Consider the following 17276-nt stretch of genomic DNA (forward strand, 5'->3'; position numbering starts at 1 on the left):
CCCCTCTACTTCCTGAAAAGAGGTGTTCGGCTTGCCTTCCTACAAAAAATCCACTCCTGATTATTTACTCATTTTAACGACGCTTACACTCCTGACTGTTGGGCTTATTATGGTGTACAGTGCGAGCGCAATCTGGGCAGATTATAAATTTGATGACAGCTTTTTCTTTGCAAAACGGCAGCTGCTTTTTGCAGGCGTCGGTGTGTTGGCGATGTTATTCATTATGAACATTGATTACTGGACGTGGCGTACGTGGTCAAAAGTTCTCGTCATCGTTTGTTTTGTTTTGCTCGGACTTGTTCTTATACCTGGAGTCGGTATGGTTCGAAACGGATCACAAAGCTGGATCGGAGTCGGAGCGTTTTCCGTTCAACCGTCTGAGTTTATGAAACTTGCTATGATTATTTTTTTAGCAAAATTTTTAACCGAAAGACAACGGTTTATTACGACGATCAAAAAAGGATTAGCTCCTTCACTTGGTCTTGTATTCCTTGCATTTGGTCTCATTATGCTACAACCAGACTTAGGAACCGGAACTGTTATGGTTGCAACAAGTGTGGTGATGATTTTTATTGCAGGTGCACAAATCAAACATTTTCTGTTCCTTGGTTTGCTCGCTGTAGCTGGATTTGTCGGACTCGTTTTAAGTGCACCATACCGGATAAATCGGATTACGAGCTTCCTTGACCCATGGAGCGACCCCTTAGGTACAGGCTTTCAAATTATCCAATCTCTCTATGCAATTGGGCCTGGTGGACTGTTCGGACTCGGGCTAGGACAAAGCAGGCAAAAGTTTTTCTACTTACCTGAACCGCAAACTGACTTCATTTTTGCGATTATCGCTGAGGAGTTGGGCTTTATTGGTGGGACATTTGTGTTGCTTCTCTTTGCCTTGCTATTGTGGCGCGGCATTCGCATTGCTTTAGGGGCTCCAGACTTATATGGTAGCTTCCTAGCTGTTGGGATTATCGCGATGGTAGCGATTCAAGTGTTTATTAATATTGGCGTTGTTACCGGCATGATGCCTGTCACAGGGATTACGCTTCCATTTTTAAGCTATGGTGGCTCTTCTTTAACCCTTATGTTAATGGCCATCGGCGTGTTATTGAACATTAGTCGCTACGCAAAAGTGTAGCGATCCTTTTGGTCTTCATTACAGATTTCTAACAGTCATATGCGAACGGTTGGCAAACGAGTAGAATATAGTACAATAGAAGACGGTGGAAGCGAGTTTTGTACATTGCTCGTAACTAAACAAAAAAAGCGAGAGGAAGCGTCTGACTTGTTTCAGACTAACCTCGCTTTTTTCGGTTTGCAAATGGAACGTTACTTTATATATAAAAAAAGAACAACAAATAGGAGGGCGGAATATGACGGATTGGAAAGACGCTATTCGTTCGCTACAACTAACCGCTGTCAAATGGGATGAACCGATGAAAAGCCATACGACGATGAAAGTAGGAGGAAATGCTGACTGCTTTATTAGCATCCATTCTGTGCAAGAGTTGCAGTCTGCACTCAAGGTGGCTACCGAGCATCATGTTCCTTGGCAAGCCATCGGAAGAGGCTCTAATCTACTCGTTTCTGACGAAGGAATAGAAGGGATTGTATTTCAATTAGGTAAAGGAATGGATCACCTTGATGTAACAGGCGAGGGACTTTTGACAGTAGGAGGTGGCTTCTCGCTCGTTGTATTATCTACTAAGATGAGTCGACAAGGGTGGTCTGGGTTAGAATTTGCTAGTGGAATTCCAGGCTCTGTGGGTGGAGCTGTCTATATGAATGCTGGTGCCCATGGATCGGATATGCAGGCCATTGTTGAGCGAGTGCATGTTCTTTTTGAAGATGGCACGCTGGAATGGGTGTCGAATGAAGAAATGGCATTCAGCTACAGAACATCCGTGTTGCAAAACGAACGCCCAGGCATTGTTGTAGAAGCTGTTTTGCGAGTGAAGGCAGGAGAACGCGAGCAGATTGTCGAACAAATGCAGAAGAATAAGGAATACCGTAAAGAAACGCAACCGTGGAGCAAACCATGTGCAGGCAGCATTTTCCGTAATCCACTCCCGTTGTACGCAGGGAAGCTTGTGGAAGAAAAAGGTCTCAAAGGATACACTATTGGAGGAGCCCAGATTTCAGATCTTCACGGGAATTTTATTGTGAATACAGGAAGAGCAAATGCAAAAGACGTATTGGCACTGATTGCCCATGTAAAACAAACGATGAAAGAATCGTATGATGTATCGATGGAAACAGAAGTGGAATGGATGGGTAGACCTCATTCTGAAACAAAAGGAAAAAAACTATAAACGTAAAGGGTGGAGAACGTCGGTGAAATCCGTAGTATCCATAGAAGATCGGATTCCTAAATTAAAGCAAGAACGTAAAAAAAGAGCGAACCGGCGTCTTCTCCTGCTTTTGCTTCTCTTTTTTCTTTTTCTGTGCACGTTACTCTACTTTCAAAGTCCTTGGAGTAAAATACAAACGATCAGCATTGAAGGGGAGCAATTTCTGTCCAAAGATGAGATCGCAAGTGCTTCACAGTTAGTTAACGAGATGAGCATGTGGGAAGTTGATGAAGAAGCTATAGAGAAGCGTATTACAGATACGTTAACGCCCATTCAATCCGTTCAAGTGACGAGAGACTGGCCGCAAACGATTCAAATTAGTGTGGAAGAATACGCAAGAATGGCTTATGTTAGGCGAGAGCAAACTTTTTTTCCGATTTTAGAAAATGGCGACGTTTTAGAGGATGCACAAACCAATTTACCTGTACAAGCCCCCATATTATACGGCTTTGAAGGGCAAGAGACTTTTCGTGCGTTTTTGGCTCAATTAAAAACACTCCCTTCAGCGATTGTACATAGTATTTCAGAGGTTTACTTGACTCCTAAGGACACGGATCCTTATTATCTTACCTTGTTCATGAACGACGGCTTCGAGGTACAGGGGACGATTCGCTCAATTGGGGAAAAGATGCAGTACTATCCATCCATCGTTAGTCAACTAGACCCAGAAGCAAAAGGAGTAATTGATTTGGAGGTGGGCTCTTTTTTCCGTACTTATGAGTTAGAAGGGAATACAGAGGAAGCAGACGAACAGACTGAAGAAGGAGACGCGGAAAGTGATACGTAAAGGAAACCGTTTGATTATGGCCCTCGTGTTTATCGTGCTAGGATTCATCATCGCTTTTTCATATGAACGAGCGACGGAGACAACACCTGTCCCTGAACAGACAGGTCGTGAGTGGGAGCGAACGTATGCGCTTAGGAACCAAGTTGTCACAGAAGAGGAACGGACGCGAGAACTGCAACAACAACTACGAGAAAAGCAGCAAGAAATTAGATCAATTGAAAAAGACTTGGCCGAGGACCAGGAGCTGTTTTTTAACTTAGTGGAAGACGCCGAAAAGTACCGGATGTACCTTGGTCTTGTTGATGTGAAGGGACCTGGCGTTACGGTCACGCTAGCAGATAGTGAGTACGATCCAGAAGACGATGGAAATGTGAACGATTATATCGTACACGAGGGACACGTGTTCCAAGTTATCAACGAATTGTATACTTCGGGGGCTACTGCTGTGAGCATTAACGGACAACGAATTTCCCAAAATTCCTACATTGTTTGTGATGGTCCTGTTATTACAGTAGACGGCGTACAGTACCCTGCTCCTTTTGAAATAAGTGCCATCGGAGACGCAGAAGTGCTAACGGCCGCCCTCAACCTGACTGGCGGAGTTAAAGACCAATTAGTCAATGATAACGTGCAATTCACACTGCAAACCTATGATGAATTACAAATGGATGCAATTTTGTAACAACAAGCGGAGGGCGATTGCTCCCGGAGCTGGACAGAGGTGAAGTCGTGAAGAAGCGATGGAGTATTTTTATCATCGCAGGATGTGTCGGATTTTTGCTCGCTTTACAGTTACAAGCGGTCAATGAACCTGCAGCTAAAGACACCGATAATAGAGACAATTGGGAGTTACGACAAGTGCTCATAACAGAAAAAGAATTACAATCAGATTTGATTAAACAAATAAGAGAATCTGAGACAACACTAACACAATATGATGTACAAAGAGAGCGGACGCAAGAAGAAGCTCTTCGTGAAACTTTGGAAGAATTAAAAAAAGCGGCTGGATTTACTGAAATAGTCGGTCCTGGTATCACAATTACATTGGATCGCTTGAGTGATGAGTTGCTGTTCGGAGATGAATTTGTAGGGATTTCGCCGGGTTTGCTAAAACGATTGGTGAACGAGCTGAATCGGTATCAAGCTAAGCATATCGCGATAGAAGGTCAGCGCCTTGTCAATACGAGCGTGATACGTGATATCAATGGGGAAACGAAAGTAGACGGTAAAAGCCTATATCGATATCCAATGGAGATTCAAGTGGTTACAGAAACGATGGAAGATGCAGAACGATTATATAACCGGCTTGTTTCCTCTCGAATGACAGATGAATTTTTTATTGACGACCTTCTGCTTGAGGTGGGGCGTCCGGACTCGCGTGTAACCCTCCCAGCTTATGGCGCTCCCATTCGCATTCGATACATGGAAGCAGTAGAAGAGGACGAAGGGGGAGCGTAACATGTGGCTGGCGATACTAGGATTAGCGATTGGACTGTTTTTAGGCTTCTCCGCTGAATTAGAAATTCCTGAGGTCTATGCAAATTATTTGTCTATTGCATTGCTGGCAGCATTTGACACTTTGTTCGGTGGAATACGCGCTCATCTGCAACACGCGTATGATGAATGGGTGTTTGTCACAGGGTTTTTCTTTAACATTTTGTTAGCAATAAGTTTAGCTTTTCTAGGGGTTAATCTTGGTGTAGACTTGTACTTAGCAGCTGTGTTCGCCTTTGGATACCGTTTATTCCAAAATATTGCGGTCATTCGCCGTGTTTTGCTTTCACGCTGGGTACAAAAAAGGGGAAAACAGTAAAAATCGAAAAAAGAAAAAGGAAATTTGAAAAGTCTTCTCGAATACTCAAGTAGGAAGCACAATCAATGTATGTTAAGTCAGTAAGGGCGTTAAGGTTCTTTAAATCGTCCGCACATAACATATGAGACCAGAGAAGTGACTTTACATAAGAATTTACCACATAAGTTTGAGGAAAGAGATGCGATTAATTTACACTAGTAGCTTTCTTCTTTTGACTTGTGAGGTAGACTTTGATCGGTAAGGAGAAGGAGGTGCCAAAGTATGAACAGCAATACATTATATGTAAGTCTAGACATCGGTACATCCACCGTAAAGCTATTGATTGGGGAAATGGCAGGGGATTCTCTCAATATAATCGGAGTAGGAAAAGCTTCCAGTGAGGGATTGCGAAAAGGCGCCATTGTCGATATAGATCAAACCGTGCAATCGATAAAAAAGGCTGTAGATCAAGCTGAACGTATGGTAGGCATGAGGGTTGAGGATTGTATCGTTGGAATTAACGGAAACCATGTCGCATTGCAGCCTTGTCACGGGGTGGTGGCTGTATCAAGTGATAATCGAGAAATTACAGATGAAGATGTTGTACGCGTATTGGACGCTGCACAAGTCGTTTCAATTCCACCAGAGCGCGAAATCATTAGTGTCACGCCGAAGCAATTTATAGTGGACGGACTCGACGAAATTTCTGATCCACGGGGCATGATTGGTGTTCGTTTGGAAATGGAAGGAACGTTAATAACAGGATCCAAAACGGTTTTACACAATATCCTTCGCTGTGTAGAAAAAGCGGGTTTGCGCATCGTAGACATCGCATTGCAACCTTTAGCTACAAGTACGGTTGCACTCTCAAAGGATGAGCGTAATCTAGGTGTCGCACTCGTCGACATGGGCGGAGGTTCAACGACCGTCGCGTATTTTGAACAAGGGCACCTGTTCATGACGAGCGTTCTTCCTGTTGGGGGAGACCATTTAACGAAGGATTTATCAATTGGTTTGAAAACGACGACAGAAGACGCAGAAAAGATTAAAGTGCAATACGGTCACGCTTTTTATGACGAAGCGTCTGAAGAAGAAGTGTTCAGCGTTCCGATGATTGGTAGCGACCAGCATCAACAATTTAATCAGCTAGAAATTTCTGATATTATAGAAGCTAGATTAGAAGAATGCTTTGAGCTAGTGCTGCACGAACTGCAAAAAGCAGGGGTGCGGGATGTGCCTGGAGGATTTGTGTTAACGGGTGGCTTAAGCAACATGCCAGGGGTTTTGGATCTTGCCGGTGTTGTATTCCAAAACCGAGTACGTATGGCAGTACCTGACTACATCGGCGTGAGGGAGCCACAATATACGACCGCTGTAGGATTGATTCAATTTGCTTACAAGAGTGCGAAATTACTAGGGCGTGATATCGGAGCGGAGCCGCAACCGGTCGAGGTCGCTGCTGACAATCGCCGGGAACAAAGCGCTCCGCCTGCGAAGAGAACACCAAAAGATCCTGATAAAAAAATGACAACTAGAATGAAAAGATTCCTTGGATACTTCTTTGAAGACTAACGGAATACTCTCGAAGGATTAGGGGGATAAAATGATGTTAGAATTTGACACGAACCTAGACTCACTCGCAACGATTAAAGTGATCGGTGTCGGCGGCGGTGGAAACAACGCCGTAAACCGTATGATTGAGCATGGTGTACAAGGTGTAGACTTTATCGCCGTGAACACGGACGCTCAAGCCTTAAATTTGTCTAAAGCAGAAGTCAAAATGCAAATTGGTAACAAACTAACTCGTGGTCTTGGTGCAGGTGCCAATCCTGAAGTTGGAAAAAAAGCGGCAGAAGAGAGTAAAGAACAGATTGAAGAAGCACTAAAAGGTGCTGACATGGTATTCGTCACAGCTGGAATGGGTGGCGGAACAGGAACCGGTGCAGCGCCAGTCATTGCCCAAATCGCCCGTGATCTTGGTGCGCTCACAGTAGGTGTAGTTACGCGCCCCTTCACATTTGAAGGACGAAAACGTTCTAATCAAGCAGCCGGTGGAATTCAAGCAATGAAAGATGCTGTTGATACATTAATTGTCATCCCGAATGATCGTCTTCTTGAAATTGTGGACAAGAGTACCCCGATGTTGGAAGCATTCCGTGAAGCAGACAACGTGCTTCGCCAAGGTGTACAAGGAATCTCTGACTTGATCGCTGTCCCAGGATTAATTAACCTCGATTTCGCAGACGTGAAAACGATCATGTCTTCAAAAGGGTCTGCACTTATGGGAATCGGTGTTGCAAACGGAGAAAACCGTGCAGCCGAAGCCGCAAAGAAAGCCATTTCTAGCCCATTACTAGAAACGTCCATCGATGGCGCGCAAGGTGTTCTCATGAACATCACAGGGGGCACAAACTTAAGCTTGTATGAAGTACAAGAAGCTGCAGACATCGTAGCAAGTGCTTCAGACCAAGAAGTGAACATGATCTTCGGTTCAGTCATTAACGAAGACTTGAAGGACGAGATTATCGTCACCGTTATCGCCACAGGCTTCTCCGAGGAGACAGTTCAAAAGACGGCTACCATGGGCCGACCATCTGTAGCAGCGGGGCAAAAACCGCAACCTGTCAAGCGTGAACGCGAAGTGAAACGAGAAGAAGCGCCACACGAAGCCCCAACTAGAGGCGGAGGATCCTCCCAAGGAGAAGAAACACTCGATATCCCAACGTTCCTACGCAATCGAAATCGACGTAGAAACTAATAGAATGTAAAAGTTTAAAGCACGGCCTCCTTTTGAGAGTGCCGTGCTTTTTTGCAATTGTGGATTTGTCCTAGGATAAGAGCGCTAATCCGGAGATAAGAGCGTTAATCCTGGGATAAGAGCGTTAATCTGGAGATAAGAGCGTTAATCCCGAGATAAGAGCGTTAATCCTGGGATAAGAGCGTTAATCCTGGGATAAGAGCGTTAATCCTGGGATAAGAGCGTTAATCCCAGGATAAGAGCGTTAATCCCGAGATAAGAGCGCTAATCCCGAGATAAGAGCGCTAATCCCGAGATAAGAGCGTTAATCCCAGGATAAGAGCGCTAATCCCGAGATAAGAGCGTTAATCTGGAGATAAGAGCGTTAATCCTGGGATAAGAGCGTTAATCCAGGGATAAGAGCGTTAATCCCGGGATAAGAGCGTTAATCCCGAGATAAGAGCGTTAATCTGGAGATAAGAGCGTTAATCCTGGGATAAGAGCGTTAATCCAGGGATAAGAGCGTTAATCCCGGGATAAGAGCGTTAATCCCAGGATAAGAGCGTTAATCCAGGGATAAGAGCGTTAATCCCAGGATAAGAGCGCTAATCCCGGGATAAGAGCGCTAATCCCAGGATAAGAGCGTTAATCCTGGGATAAGAGCGTTAATCTGGAGATAAGAGCGTTAATCCCAGGATAAGAGCGTTAATCCCGAGATAAGAGCGGTAGCCCACTTTTGACTTGTTTGTAGCCTCTCCAATGATACCTTTGTCCCTTTTTTGATCCTGAAGCAGTTACTTCCATAGATTGAATATACCTTTTTGCTTTGTGCCTTGAAGTTATCTTTAGAAATTCCCGGCATTCTGCATTTGTAATGGTCGGACTAATGAGCAAAAAATAATCTAATAGAGCTGGTTTGTGTGCAGTAAGAGAACGGTGATGGCAAACGCTACATTCCCACGATCTCTCCATTTCCTTCATAGTAAAGCTGGAGCATTTCTCGCATTGAACCCCAGTAATAAGTTCCTGAGGGGAGATGTTATACTCCTGTAACATGTTAGGAGCTGCATTTGTATGACTTTGAAGAAGTTTACTAGTTAATTTCCGGTGTTCGCTGGTACTCATAATGTCCAACTTATTTGCCTTTTTTAGCTCAAGAATACGGTGGGAAACATTTTCCACAAGTAAAATGTTTTTATTCTCAGGATGATCGATCGAGTTTGTTTTTAAAATAGTGGTAGGGTTTGTAAACGCGGCAAGATAGTTGAATGGCAATGGGGGTGTACCGTAACGTTGAAACCAGCTCTTTAATAGTGCACCTTGGCGTTTTACTTGTGTGATAGGATGCTTGTAGCGAGTCTCAACATCGCGATCTGTTCTTGTAAACTGGTCAAAAATCGAGTCGAAAGTTAGAGTGCCTGTGATGTCTTTCGCTTCAATCAGTAAGAAAAAACTTCGTGTAAGAATTAAGGTGTCGATTTGGAAAGCTTGTTCGTTGAGGATGAGCCGTAGATTTGGAAAGATGGTGAAATTCTGATTAGAAAGGGGCTTTAAATAATAATCCAATGTTCGTTCACCCCTGTAACCGGCTATATCCTTTGCGTTATCAGCTCTAATCAACTCCCGCTTTTTGTGATTCATTGGTAGTCTTCTTAAAAGCGCATTTCGTACTACAACTTCGTGTGGAAACTCCCGTTTTTTAACGAACATCGCGTCACTTCCATTTCTAAAAGGTATATGTATGTTATTCGGAACGGGAATCCTATAATCCTCTTTTTTGAAAAATATAAATGACAACTAGGAGAAGAGCGTTAATCCCGAGATAAGAGCGTTAATCCCGAGATAAGAGCGTTAATCCCGAGATAAGAGCGTTAATCCCGAGATAAGAGCGTTAATCCTGGGATAAGAGCGTTAATCCTGGGATAAGAGCGTTAATCCTGAGATAAGAGCGTTAATCCCGAGATAAGAGCGCTAATCCCGAGATAAGAGCGTTAATCTGGAGATAAGAGCGCTAATCCCGAGATAAGAGCGTTAATCCTGAGATAAGAGCGTTAATCCCGAGATAAGAGCGCTAATCCCGAGATAAGAGCGTTAATCTGGAGATAAGAGCGCTAATCCCGAGATAAGAGCGTTAATCCCGAGATAAGAGCGTTAATCTGGAGATAAGAGCGTTAATCCCGAGATAAGAGCGTTAATCCTGGGATAAGAGCGTTAATCCCGAGATAAGAGCGCTAATCCCGAGATAAGAGCGTTAATCCCAAGATAAGAGCGTTAATCCCGAGATAAGAGCGTTAATCCCGAGATAAGAGCGTTAATCCCAGGATAAGAGCGTTAATCCCGAGATAAGAGCGTTAATCCCGAGATAAGAGCGTTAATCCCAAGATAAGAGCGCTAATCCAAAATAAGGACGCAAACTTCCTCCCAACCGACAAAATTCCTCGTAAACTCCGAAAATTTCTCGCTTGTCCAAGACAAATAGTGACACACTTTTCTGACGAGAGACGCTATACTTTGTCTCACAACGAATTGGGAAAAGGGGGAAGGTGGTCTGACTTATTACGTCGATGTTATTTGGTTACTGAACTGGTTGTTCGACGCACTTATTTTACAAACGACTGCCTTGCTCGTGAAAAAACCCCTTCCATTTCGTCGACTGGTGTTTGCGAGTTTTGTTGCTTCACTGCTCGTATGGGGGTCGTTTACTCCTTATGCAGGATTTGTGAATCATCCGCTGTTTAAGTTGGCGTATGCCGGGTTGATTGTATTGGTTGCCTTTTCCTTTCGCAATCTTCGTGTTTTTCTTAGAAGAATTGTAACCTTTTTTCTCGTTTCCTTTTTGTTTGGTGGTGGGTTGATTGGGGCGTACTATTTTATTCAGTTTGACGACAGCATCTATGAAAGTTACTGGTTGACGCAAGTACAAGGGTTTGGAGATCCGCTGAGCTGGTTATGGGTTTTGGTTGGATTTCCGGTTATTTGGTGGATTACGGGTCGTCAAGCTGACCAATGGACAACAGAAGCCATTCGCTACGATCAAGAGGTTAGTGTAACAGTGACCTTTTTCGGACAACAAATTACGGTAAAGGGGCTAGTAGACAGTGGGAATCGTCTTGCAGATCCCATTTCTAAAAAGCCAGTCATGATCTTGTCGTTAGCTTCAGTAGGTCATCTTCTTACCGATGAAATTCGCAAAGTGTCAGAAGATCCGAACAAGTATCTCGAAGGTGACGTAGAACTGCCGGGTGCCCTACAAGCTTATCTGCGCCTCATTCCCTATCAAACCGTCGACCGAACGCAGCAATTTATGGTCGCATGGAAAGTGGAACGCATTGAGATCACTTCACAAACTGCAACCTATGACGCCTCAAGGGCACTTGTTGCGTTTACTGCAGACGTGCTAGCATCGGATGGGTCGTTTGAAGCCATTGTCCACCCAAAAATGATGAGTGAAGCGAATGTACTCGAAGATGCTTCCTGAAAAACAGTCACAACTACATAAGAGGGGGTCTTGAACATGAAAACATGGCGATTACGGTTATCTCTATTATGGACAAAATTTTTATTGCGTTTAGGTGTCAAATCAGATGAAATTTACTATATCGGTGGTAGTGAGGCATTACCGCCACCTCTTAGTAAGGATGAAGAAGCACTTCTGTTAAAAAAGTTACCGAACGGCGATAAAGCTGCCCGCTCTGTGCTGATTGAACGCAACTTGCGCCTTGTCGTATACATTGCACGGAAATTTGAAAATACAGGGATTAACATTGAAGATTTAATTAGTATTGGAACGATCGGTCTTATTAAAGCGGTCAACACGTTTAACCCGGAAAAGAAAATCAAATTAGCTACTTATGCGTCCCGTTGTATTGAAAACGAAATTTTAATGTACTTACGGCGCAATAATAAAATTCGTTCGGAGGTATCATTCGACGAGCCCCTTAACATCGATTGGGACGGGAATGAGCTCCTTCTTAGCGATGTGCTAGGTACAGAAGACAATATTATTACGAAAGACTTGGAAGCTAGTGTAGACAAAAAATTGTTGTTAAAAGCCCTTCACGAGTTGTCAGATAGAGAAAAACAAATTATGCAGCTACGCTTTGGTTTACTTGGGGAAGAGGAAAAAACGCAAAAAGACGTGGCAGACATGCTTGGCATCTCGCAATCGTATATTTCGCGTTTAGAAAAAAGGATTATTAAAAGATTGAGGAAGGAATTTAATAAAATGGTTTAAAGAACCAATAACTTCACCCCCAATTTTTTGAAGCGAATCTCTTTGAGGTTCGCTTTTTTTTGTCGTCTAGTTTACGTGTCTAGCTACAGCGGGTAGGTCACCGCACGTCGTTTCAGCCTCTCCATAAAAGTCTGAAGAACGACATTCACTGCGGATCTAAGACGAGTGGGATGACCAAAGCAACCCGCTTTCGCATTTCCATGTGCATATTTTTCCTTGTCGGGGAGATACTGAACCTTGTACAGCAGCTCCTGACAGGAGGGAAATAGCGTTGACTCGAAACAAAGTTGAAATCTGCGGTGTAGATACATCAAAACTTCCCGTATTGAAAAATGAGGAGATGCGTAAGCTCTTTCGAGAGATGCAATCAGGACAGTATGAAGCTCGTGAAAAGCTTGTGAATGGAAATTTGCGTCTCGTCTTGAGTGTGATTCAGCGGTTCAATAATCGTGGTGAGTTTGTAGACGACTTATTTCAAGTCGGGTGTATCGGACTTATGAAATCCATTGATAACTTTGACTTAGGACAAAATGTGAAATTTTCTACGTATGCCGTTCCGATGATCATTGGGGAAATTCGTCGTTATTTACGTGACAACAACCCGATTCGTGTATCCAGAAGTTTACGGGATATCGCGTACAAAGCCTTACAAGTTCGCGAGCGCCTCATGAGTGAAACCTCAAGAGAACCAACCGCTCAAGAAATTGCAAAGGAGTTGGACGTTTCACACGAAGAGATTGTATTTGCTTTGGATGCTATTCAAGATCCCGTCTCCTTATTTGAGCCAATTTATAACGATGGGGGAGACCCAATCTTTGTCATGGATCAGCTTAGTGACGAACGAAATCGTGATATTCAGTGGATTGAAGAAATTGCGTTAAAAGAAGGTATGCGCCGTCTGAATGAACGGGAGAAGCTCATTTTACGAAAACGGTTCTTCCAAGGGAAAACGCAAATGGAAGTGGCTGACGAAATCGGCATTTCACAGGCGCAAGTATCTCGCTTAGAAAAAGCAGCCATTAAACAAATGAACAAAAATATCCAATCGTGAAAACTAAATAAAAGCTTAGAGTGCCCTTTGAACGTCGGGGCACTCTTTTTTGTTGGATGGCGAGAAAATTCAATGGTCAAGGTCCGGAATCCGCCTTTATGGGCAAATAACTGCTTTTCGCACGAAGGAATCCCCCGATAGACAATACCTACTAAAAAGTTTGTACGTCACGACTTACCGTTAAAAAGATTCGTTCATTCTGGGCACTCCACGTCATACACTAGAGTGATAGATCTAAAGGGTAGGTGAGAGTTGTGCGCATTTCCGAATTTCAAGCAAAGGATGTCATCAACATCTCGGACGGTAAAAAGTTGGGGAACATTGGCGATATAGAAATTGATGTACGAACAGGGGCGATTCAGTCGATCGTTTTATATGGGAGCGGAAAGTATTTTGGGATTTTTGGTAAGGATGAGGAAGTTGTTATACCGTGGAACCAAATATTAAAAATTGGGGAAGACGTTATTCTTGTACGATCAAAGCAAGCGGAGGCTCCAAAACAAATAGAAGGACATACGCAGTAACTCCTCCTCCTCACGAGGTGTCTTGATATGGTACACTGGAGTGAGAAGAGGAGTGAAACGGGAATGGACGTCTTCAAACAAGTCTCTCGGACGCATTTTGACATTTCACCTTGGACCACGGCCTTTCCTTCTTTACTAGCAGGGGTGACCAACCGCGCCCAGCAATACGGCTTTCACGTTGGTGACGATCCGGTACATGTGAAGCAGCATCGAACACGTCTTGCGCAAGAATTGGATGTGCCCCTGTCCCATTGGGTAAGCACAGAACAAACACATGAAACGAACGTTAGGGAGGTCACTCGGCGGGAAGCTGGTTGCGGCAGCGATTCTTTACATTCGGCGCTCACAGCTACCGACGGGCTGATCACCAACAAGAGTGGGGTACTGCTTACACTCCTATTTGCAGATTGCGTACCCCTCTATTTTTTTGATCCAAAAACGAAATGGATTGGTGTGAGTCATGCCGGATGGAGGGGGACGGTCGGAAATATAGCCGGGAATTCGGTGCGGAAGTTAACCAATCAAGGTGCATCGTTGTCCTCCCTAGAAGTCGTCATAGGCCCATCTATTTGTGGTGAGTGTTACATTGTGGACGACAAAGTGATCAGTCGAGTAGATGAAGTGATGGAACACGGGGGACAAACCTTCTATAATGAAGTTACGAGTGGACAGTACGCCCTTGATCTGCGTAAAGTGAACAAGCAATTACTAATTCAAGCTGACGTGGCACCTGAACGTATTCGTGTGACCGATTACTGTACATCCTGTCATAACGACCAGTTTTTCTCCCACAGAAAAGAACAAGGTCAAGCAGGAAGGATCTTAGCGTATATCGGCTGGAAAGTGTAAGGAGGACTTTTTAACTTGACATCTGTAGCAAACAATTTAGCCACCATTCAAGCAAAAGTTGAAAAAGCGTGCCACCGGATAGATCGTTCTCCTGACGATGTGAACATAGTGGCAGTCACGAAGTATGTGTCTGTCGAACGAACAAAAGAAGCTTACGAGGCAGGCATCAAGCACTTGGCAGAAAATCGCGACGAGGGATTCATACAAAAGATACAAGCTCTTGGCACGGAACCAACGTGGCACTTTATCGGCTCACTGCAGTCTCGTAAAGTAAAAATGGTGATCGATTCTATTGATATGCTACACTCGTTGGATCGTCTTTCCTTGGCAAAGGAAATTCAGAAGCGATCGACTCGGGTGGTGCCGTGTTTTTTGCAAGTGAAAACAACCGATGAAGCTACAAAGCATGGACTTGCTATCCATGAGTTGGATGCTTTTGTAAAGGCTCTAGCAGAGATGGACAAGATCTCTATTGTCGGAGTGATGACAATGGCCCCGGTCGGTGGTGACGAAGAAGCGATTCGTCGATCTTTCCGATTAGCTCGTGAAATAAAAGAGTCTATACAGCAAAAAAACTTACCTTATGCCCCGTGTAATGAACTGTCTATGGGCATGTCCGGAGACTTTGAATTGGCTATCGAAGAAGGATCCACATACATACGTATTGGGTCATCTCTCGTTGGGGAAAAGGCGTGAAGCAATTTTGAATTTAAAAAGAAACAAGTCGGGTGAGTAACTGGGAAGGCGTTTGCTCTACGCCGTTCTACACAAGGCAAACATCATCACCCTATGTACTCCATAATCATTACTACATAAGGTCAGTGTCTGAGTGGGATTGGAGTTCCTGCTCATTACTATGCGAGGAGTGGAACTAGTTGGTCTATCAAATCATAAGTGTGGTCAATACGTTAGCATCGATTTACTCGTTTGCTTTAATTATTTACATTTTTATGTCGTGGTTCCCTGGGGCTAGAGAGTCTAAGTTCGGCGAGATTTTGAGTCGCATTTGTGAGCCGTATTTAGACGTGTTCCGTCGCTTCATTCCACCGCTTGGGATGATTGATATTTCTCCAATCGTCGCGCTTTTAGTGCTTCGATTTGCGGTAGATGGACTACGAATACTATTACTCAATTTTGTGTAAAAACGGGGCTGGCTCTCTAAGTGAGGGTCAGCTATTTGTATTAGGAGGAAGTTTTACATGGCAGTGTACGACCATTATCGACCTGAGGAGCATGCGTTTATCGATCAACTACTGGAATGGCGCGACCAGGTCACCGAACAATACGTGGCAAAGTGTAGCGACTTTTTAGACCCAAGGCAACAGGTGATTGCCCGAGAAGTGCTTGGCATCGAACAAAACGAGTACACGTATGGTTTTTTTGGCGGAAGTGAGCAGGCTGAAAGGAAGCGTCTTGTTATTGCCCCTCCGTATGTCGAATCGCTAGAGGATGAGGCACATCTCCAAGTTTTTGAGGTCGATTATGCGAAGAAATTCGTGACGATGACTCACCGAGATTTGTTAGGAAGCTTATTAGGAATCGGTCTTGATCGAGACAAGTTCGGCGATTTACTGTTTGATGGCGAGCGTGTGCAATTTGTCTGTGCAAAGGAGATCGCTTCCTTTATTGAATTGCAGCTCACAAAAGTTGGCAATACAACCGTTCGCCTACAAGCACGAGAACTTGAACAGTTGTTACCTGTTCAACAGGATGGGACGAAGAGGGAAGTGACCGCTTCTTCGTTGCGCATTGATACCGTGCTTTCCTCTGCTACTGGATTTTCAAGATCTGTAGTGAGTGAGGCAATTCGTGAAAATAAAGTGAAGCACAACTGGCAAGTACTTACGAAACCAAACGTAGAATGTAGACAAGGGGATGTGCTCTCGCTTCGAGGGTTTGGTAGGGTCACGATCGAGACTATTGAAGGGCAAACGAAAAAAGGAAAGTGGAAGTTGTCTGTTCTTGTCCAAAAAAATTCACGAAAATAAAGGAATCGTCCCATGTCCTGTCGAAACGTTGTATACTAGAGAAAGAATTGCATCATGTACTTAGTTGAATTATTTCGCGGAGGTGCCCCAAAAATGCCGTTAACACCACTTGATATTCATAATAAAGAATTTACACGAGGTTTTCGTGGATACGATGAAGATGAAGTAAATGAATTTCTCGACCAGATTATAAAAGATTTCGAGCTTTTGCTTCGCGAGAAAAAGGAGCTCGAAGAAAAATACAGCCAGCTTACTGATCGTCTCGGGCACTTTACAAATATTGAAGAAACGCTTAATAAATCCATCGTGATCGCCCAGGAAGCTGGTGAAGAAGTCAAGCGTAACTCACAAAAAGAAGCGAAACTCATCGTTAAAGAAGCAGAGAAAAACGCGGACCGCATCGTAAACGAAGCATTAGGAAAAGCGCGAAGAATTGCCTTTGACATTGAAGACTTGAAGAAACAGTCAAAAGTATTCCGTACTCGTTTTAAAATGCTCATCGAAGCACAGCTGGACCTTATCGAAAACGATGATTGGGATGAATTGTTAGATTACGAGAAGGACGCTACGGACTTCATCTCCGTGAAGGATGAAGAGAACGAAAGTCGATCTGTCTCGTCCTCCCGCTCTTGACGTTGTATTCCCAAATTGCATATAATGTGCACATACATGTTGAATAGAGGAACGGCGTTGAAAGGGACAGTAAGCATTTCTTCACTCTTTGTAGCGAGCTAGGGATGGTGTGAGCCTAGTAAGAGCGAAATGTCGAAAATCCCCCTTGAGTCTCATATGAACGGGAAAGCCTTAGTAATGATGAGCGTACTGTCACGTTACGACAGCGAAAGTGGGCGCATTATGCGTCAAACTGGGTGGTACCACGGGAAAACACTTCTCGTCCCAATTTGGGGATGAGAAGTGTTTTTTGTTTGCTAATCTTTCAACCTGATGACTTATATATGGAAGGTG

General features: G+C 43.9%; 18 protein-coding genes and 1 other annotated feature. Of the genes, 17 read left to right on the forward strand and 1 reads right to left on the reverse strand.

Going from position 1 to position 17276, the window contains the following annotated elements; genetic code table 11:
• Window positions 1–31 precede the first annotated feature (31 nt).
• The 8 genes from spoVE to ftsZ all read left to right on the forward strand — a co-directional run bounded on the left by spoVE (window position 32) and on the right by ftsZ (window position 7685).
• Window positions 32–1135, forward strand: a complete 1104-nt coding sequence (gene spoVE, locus HHK01_RS06145; RefSeq protein WP_170006943.1) for a stage V sporulation protein E — start codon at window positions 32–34, stop codon at window positions 1133–1135.
• Between the two features lie 235 nt (window positions 1136–1370).
• Window positions 1371–2309, forward strand: a complete 939-nt coding sequence (gene murB / locus HHK01_RS06150) for a UDP-N-acetylmuramate dehydrogenase (protein WP_170006945.1) — start codon at window positions 1371–1373, stop codon at window positions 2307–2309.
• Between the two features lie 22 nt (window positions 2310–2331).
• Window positions 2332–3135 carry a cell division protein FtsQ/DivIB gene (locus tag HHK01_RS06155; protein ID WP_228027676.1) on the forward strand — a complete coding sequence of 268 codons (804 nt, stop codon included), beginning with the start codon at window positions 2332–2334 and terminating at the stop codon, window positions 3133–3135.
• A complete protein-coding gene (locus HHK01_RS06160; protein WP_322619383.1) occupies window positions 3125–3817 on the forward strand; it encodes a DUF881 domain-containing protein in 693 nt (230 codons plus the stop codon). The genes HHK01_RS06155 and HHK01_RS06160 overlap by 11 nt, the downstream gene beginning before the upstream one ends.
• Before the next feature lie 47 nt (window positions 3818–3864).
• Window positions 3865–4593 (forward strand): DUF881 domain-containing protein, encoded by a 729-nt coding sequence (locus tag HHK01_RS06165; protein WP_170006947.1) that lies wholly within the window; start codon window positions 3865–3867, stop codon window positions 4591–4593.
• Window position 4594: 1 nt separating this feature from the next.
• Entirely contained in the window at window positions 4595–4948 is a 354-nt protein-coding gene (locus HHK01_RS06170) for a small basic family protein (protein ID WP_170006948.1), read from the forward strand.
• A 261-nt stretch (window positions 4949–5209) separates the two neighbouring features.
• Window positions 5210–6499: a cell division protein FtsA gene (gene ftsA, locus HHK01_RS06175; protein WP_170006950.1), complete on the forward strand. Its 1290-nt coding sequence runs from the start codon at window positions 5210–5212 to the stop codon at window positions 6497–6499.
• A gap of 34 nt (window positions 6500–6533) precedes the next feature.
• The gene (gene ftsZ / locus HHK01_RS06180; protein ID WP_170008685.1) at window positions 6534–7685 is read left to right on the forward strand and encodes a cell division protein FtsZ; all 1152 of its coding nucleotides are present in this window, start codon (window positions 6534–6536) and stop codon (window positions 7683–7685) included.
• A 684-nt stretch (window positions 7686–8369) separates the two neighbouring features.
• Here ftsZ and HHK01_RS06185 read toward each other — a convergent pair.
• The gene (locus HHK01_RS06185) at window positions 8370–9305 is read right to left on the reverse strand and encodes a nuclease-related domain-containing protein (protein ID WP_170006952.1); all 936 of its coding nucleotides are present in this window, start codon (window positions 9303–9305) and stop codon (window positions 8370–8372) included.
• A 907-nt stretch (window positions 9306–10212) separates the two neighbouring features.
• Here HHK01_RS06185 and spoIIGA point away from each other — a divergent pair.
• The 9 genes from spoIIGA to HHK01_RS06230 all read left to right on the forward strand — a co-directional run bounded on the left by spoIIGA (window position 10213) and on the right by HHK01_RS06230 (window position 16943).
• On the forward strand, window positions 10213–11142 hold the full coding sequence (gene spoIIGA, locus HHK01_RS06190; protein ID WP_228027724.1) for a sigma-E processing peptidase SpoIIGA: 930 nt from the start codon (window positions 10213–10215) through the stop codon (window positions 11140–11142).
• A 36-nt stretch (window positions 11143–11178) separates the two neighbouring features.
• Window positions 11179–11898 carry an RNA polymerase sporulation sigma factor SigE gene (sigE, locus tag HHK01_RS06195; RefSeq protein WP_170006955.1) on the forward strand — a complete coding sequence of 240 codons (720 nt, stop codon included), beginning with the start codon at window positions 11179–11181 and terminating at the stop codon, window positions 11896–11898.
• A 271-nt stretch (window positions 11899–12169) separates the two neighbouring features.
• The gene (sigG, locus tag HHK01_RS06200; protein ID WP_170006957.1) at window positions 12170–12949 is read left to right on the forward strand and encodes an RNA polymerase sporulation sigma factor SigG; all 780 of its coding nucleotides are present in this window, start codon (window positions 12170–12172) and stop codon (window positions 12947–12949) included.
• A 245-nt stretch (window positions 12950–13194) separates the two neighbouring features.
• Window positions 13195–13473, forward strand: a complete 279-nt coding sequence (locus tag HHK01_RS06205) for a YlmC/YmxH family sporulation protein (RefSeq protein WP_170006959.1) — start codon at window positions 13195–13197, stop codon at window positions 13471–13473.
• A gap of 63 nt (window positions 13474–13536) precedes the next feature.
• Entirely contained in the window at window positions 13537–14322 is a 786-nt protein-coding gene (pgeF, locus tag HHK01_RS06210; protein WP_170006961.1) for a peptidoglycan editing factor PgeF, read from the forward strand.
• 15 nt (window positions 14323–14337) lie between these two features.
• Window positions 14338–15018: a YggS family pyridoxal phosphate-dependent enzyme gene (locus HHK01_RS06215; RefSeq protein WP_170006962.1), complete on the forward strand. Its 681-nt coding sequence runs from the start codon at window positions 14338–14340 to the stop codon at window positions 15016–15018.
• Between the two features lie 179 nt (window positions 15019–15197).
• A complete protein-coding gene (locus HHK01_RS06220) occupies window positions 15198–15464 on the forward strand; it encodes a YggT family protein (protein WP_170006964.1) in 267 nt (88 codons plus the stop codon).
• A 57-nt stretch (window positions 15465–15521) separates the two neighbouring features.
• The gene (locus HHK01_RS06225; RefSeq protein ID WP_170006966.1) at window positions 15522–16310 is read left to right on the forward strand and encodes a YlmH family RNA-binding protein; all 789 of its coding nucleotides are present in this window, start codon (window positions 15522–15524) and stop codon (window positions 16308–16310) included.
• Window positions 16311–16403: 93 nt separating this feature from the next.
• On the forward strand, window positions 16404–16943 hold the full coding sequence (locus HHK01_RS06230; protein ID WP_170006968.1) for a DivIVA domain-containing protein: 540 nt from the start codon (window positions 16404–16406) through the stop codon (window positions 16941–16943).
• 48 nt (window positions 16944–16991) lie between these two features.
• Window positions 16992–17213, forward strand: a binding site (T-box leader).
• Window positions 17214–17276 lie beyond the last annotated feature (63 nt).

This window comes from Bacillus fonticola (genome assembly GCF_012955605.1).
Classification (GTDB): Bacteria; Bacillota; Bacilli; order Bacillales; family JC228; genus Bacillus_CG; species Bacillus_CG fonticola.

Coding starts and splice junctions, on each gene's coding strand:
- murB (WP_170006945.1), top strand. CDS start 1,371: ATGACGGATTGGAAAGACGCTATTCGTTCGCTACAACTAACCGCTGTC.
- HHK01_RS06170 (WP_170006948.1), top strand. CDS start 4,595: ATGTGGCTGGCGATACTAGGATTAGCGATTGGACTGTTTTTAGGCTTC.
- ftsA (WP_170006950.1), top strand. CDS start 5,210: ATGAACAGCAATACATTATATGTAAGTCTAGACATCGGTACATCCACC.
- ftsZ (WP_170008685.1), top strand. CDS start 6,534: ATGTTAGAATTTGACACGAACCTAGACTCACTCGCAACGATTAAAGTG.
- HHK01_RS06185 (WP_170006952.1), bottom strand. CDS start 9,305: ATGAATCACAAAAAGCGGGAGTTGATTAGAGCTGATAACGCAAAGGAT.
- sigE (WP_170006955.1), top strand. CDS start 11,179: ATGAAAACATGGCGATTACGGTTATCTCTATTATGGACAAAATTTTTA.
- pgeF (WP_170006961.1), top strand. CDS start 13,537: ATGGACGTCTTCAAACAAGTCTCTCGGACGCATTTTGACATTTCACCT.
- HHK01_RS06225 (WP_170006966.1), top strand. CDS start 15,522: ATGGCAGTGTACGACCATTATCGACCTGAGGAGCATGCGTTTATCGAT.
- HHK01_RS06230 (WP_170006968.1), top strand. CDS start 16,404: ATGCCGTTAACACCACTTGATATTCATAATAAAGAATTTACACGAGGT.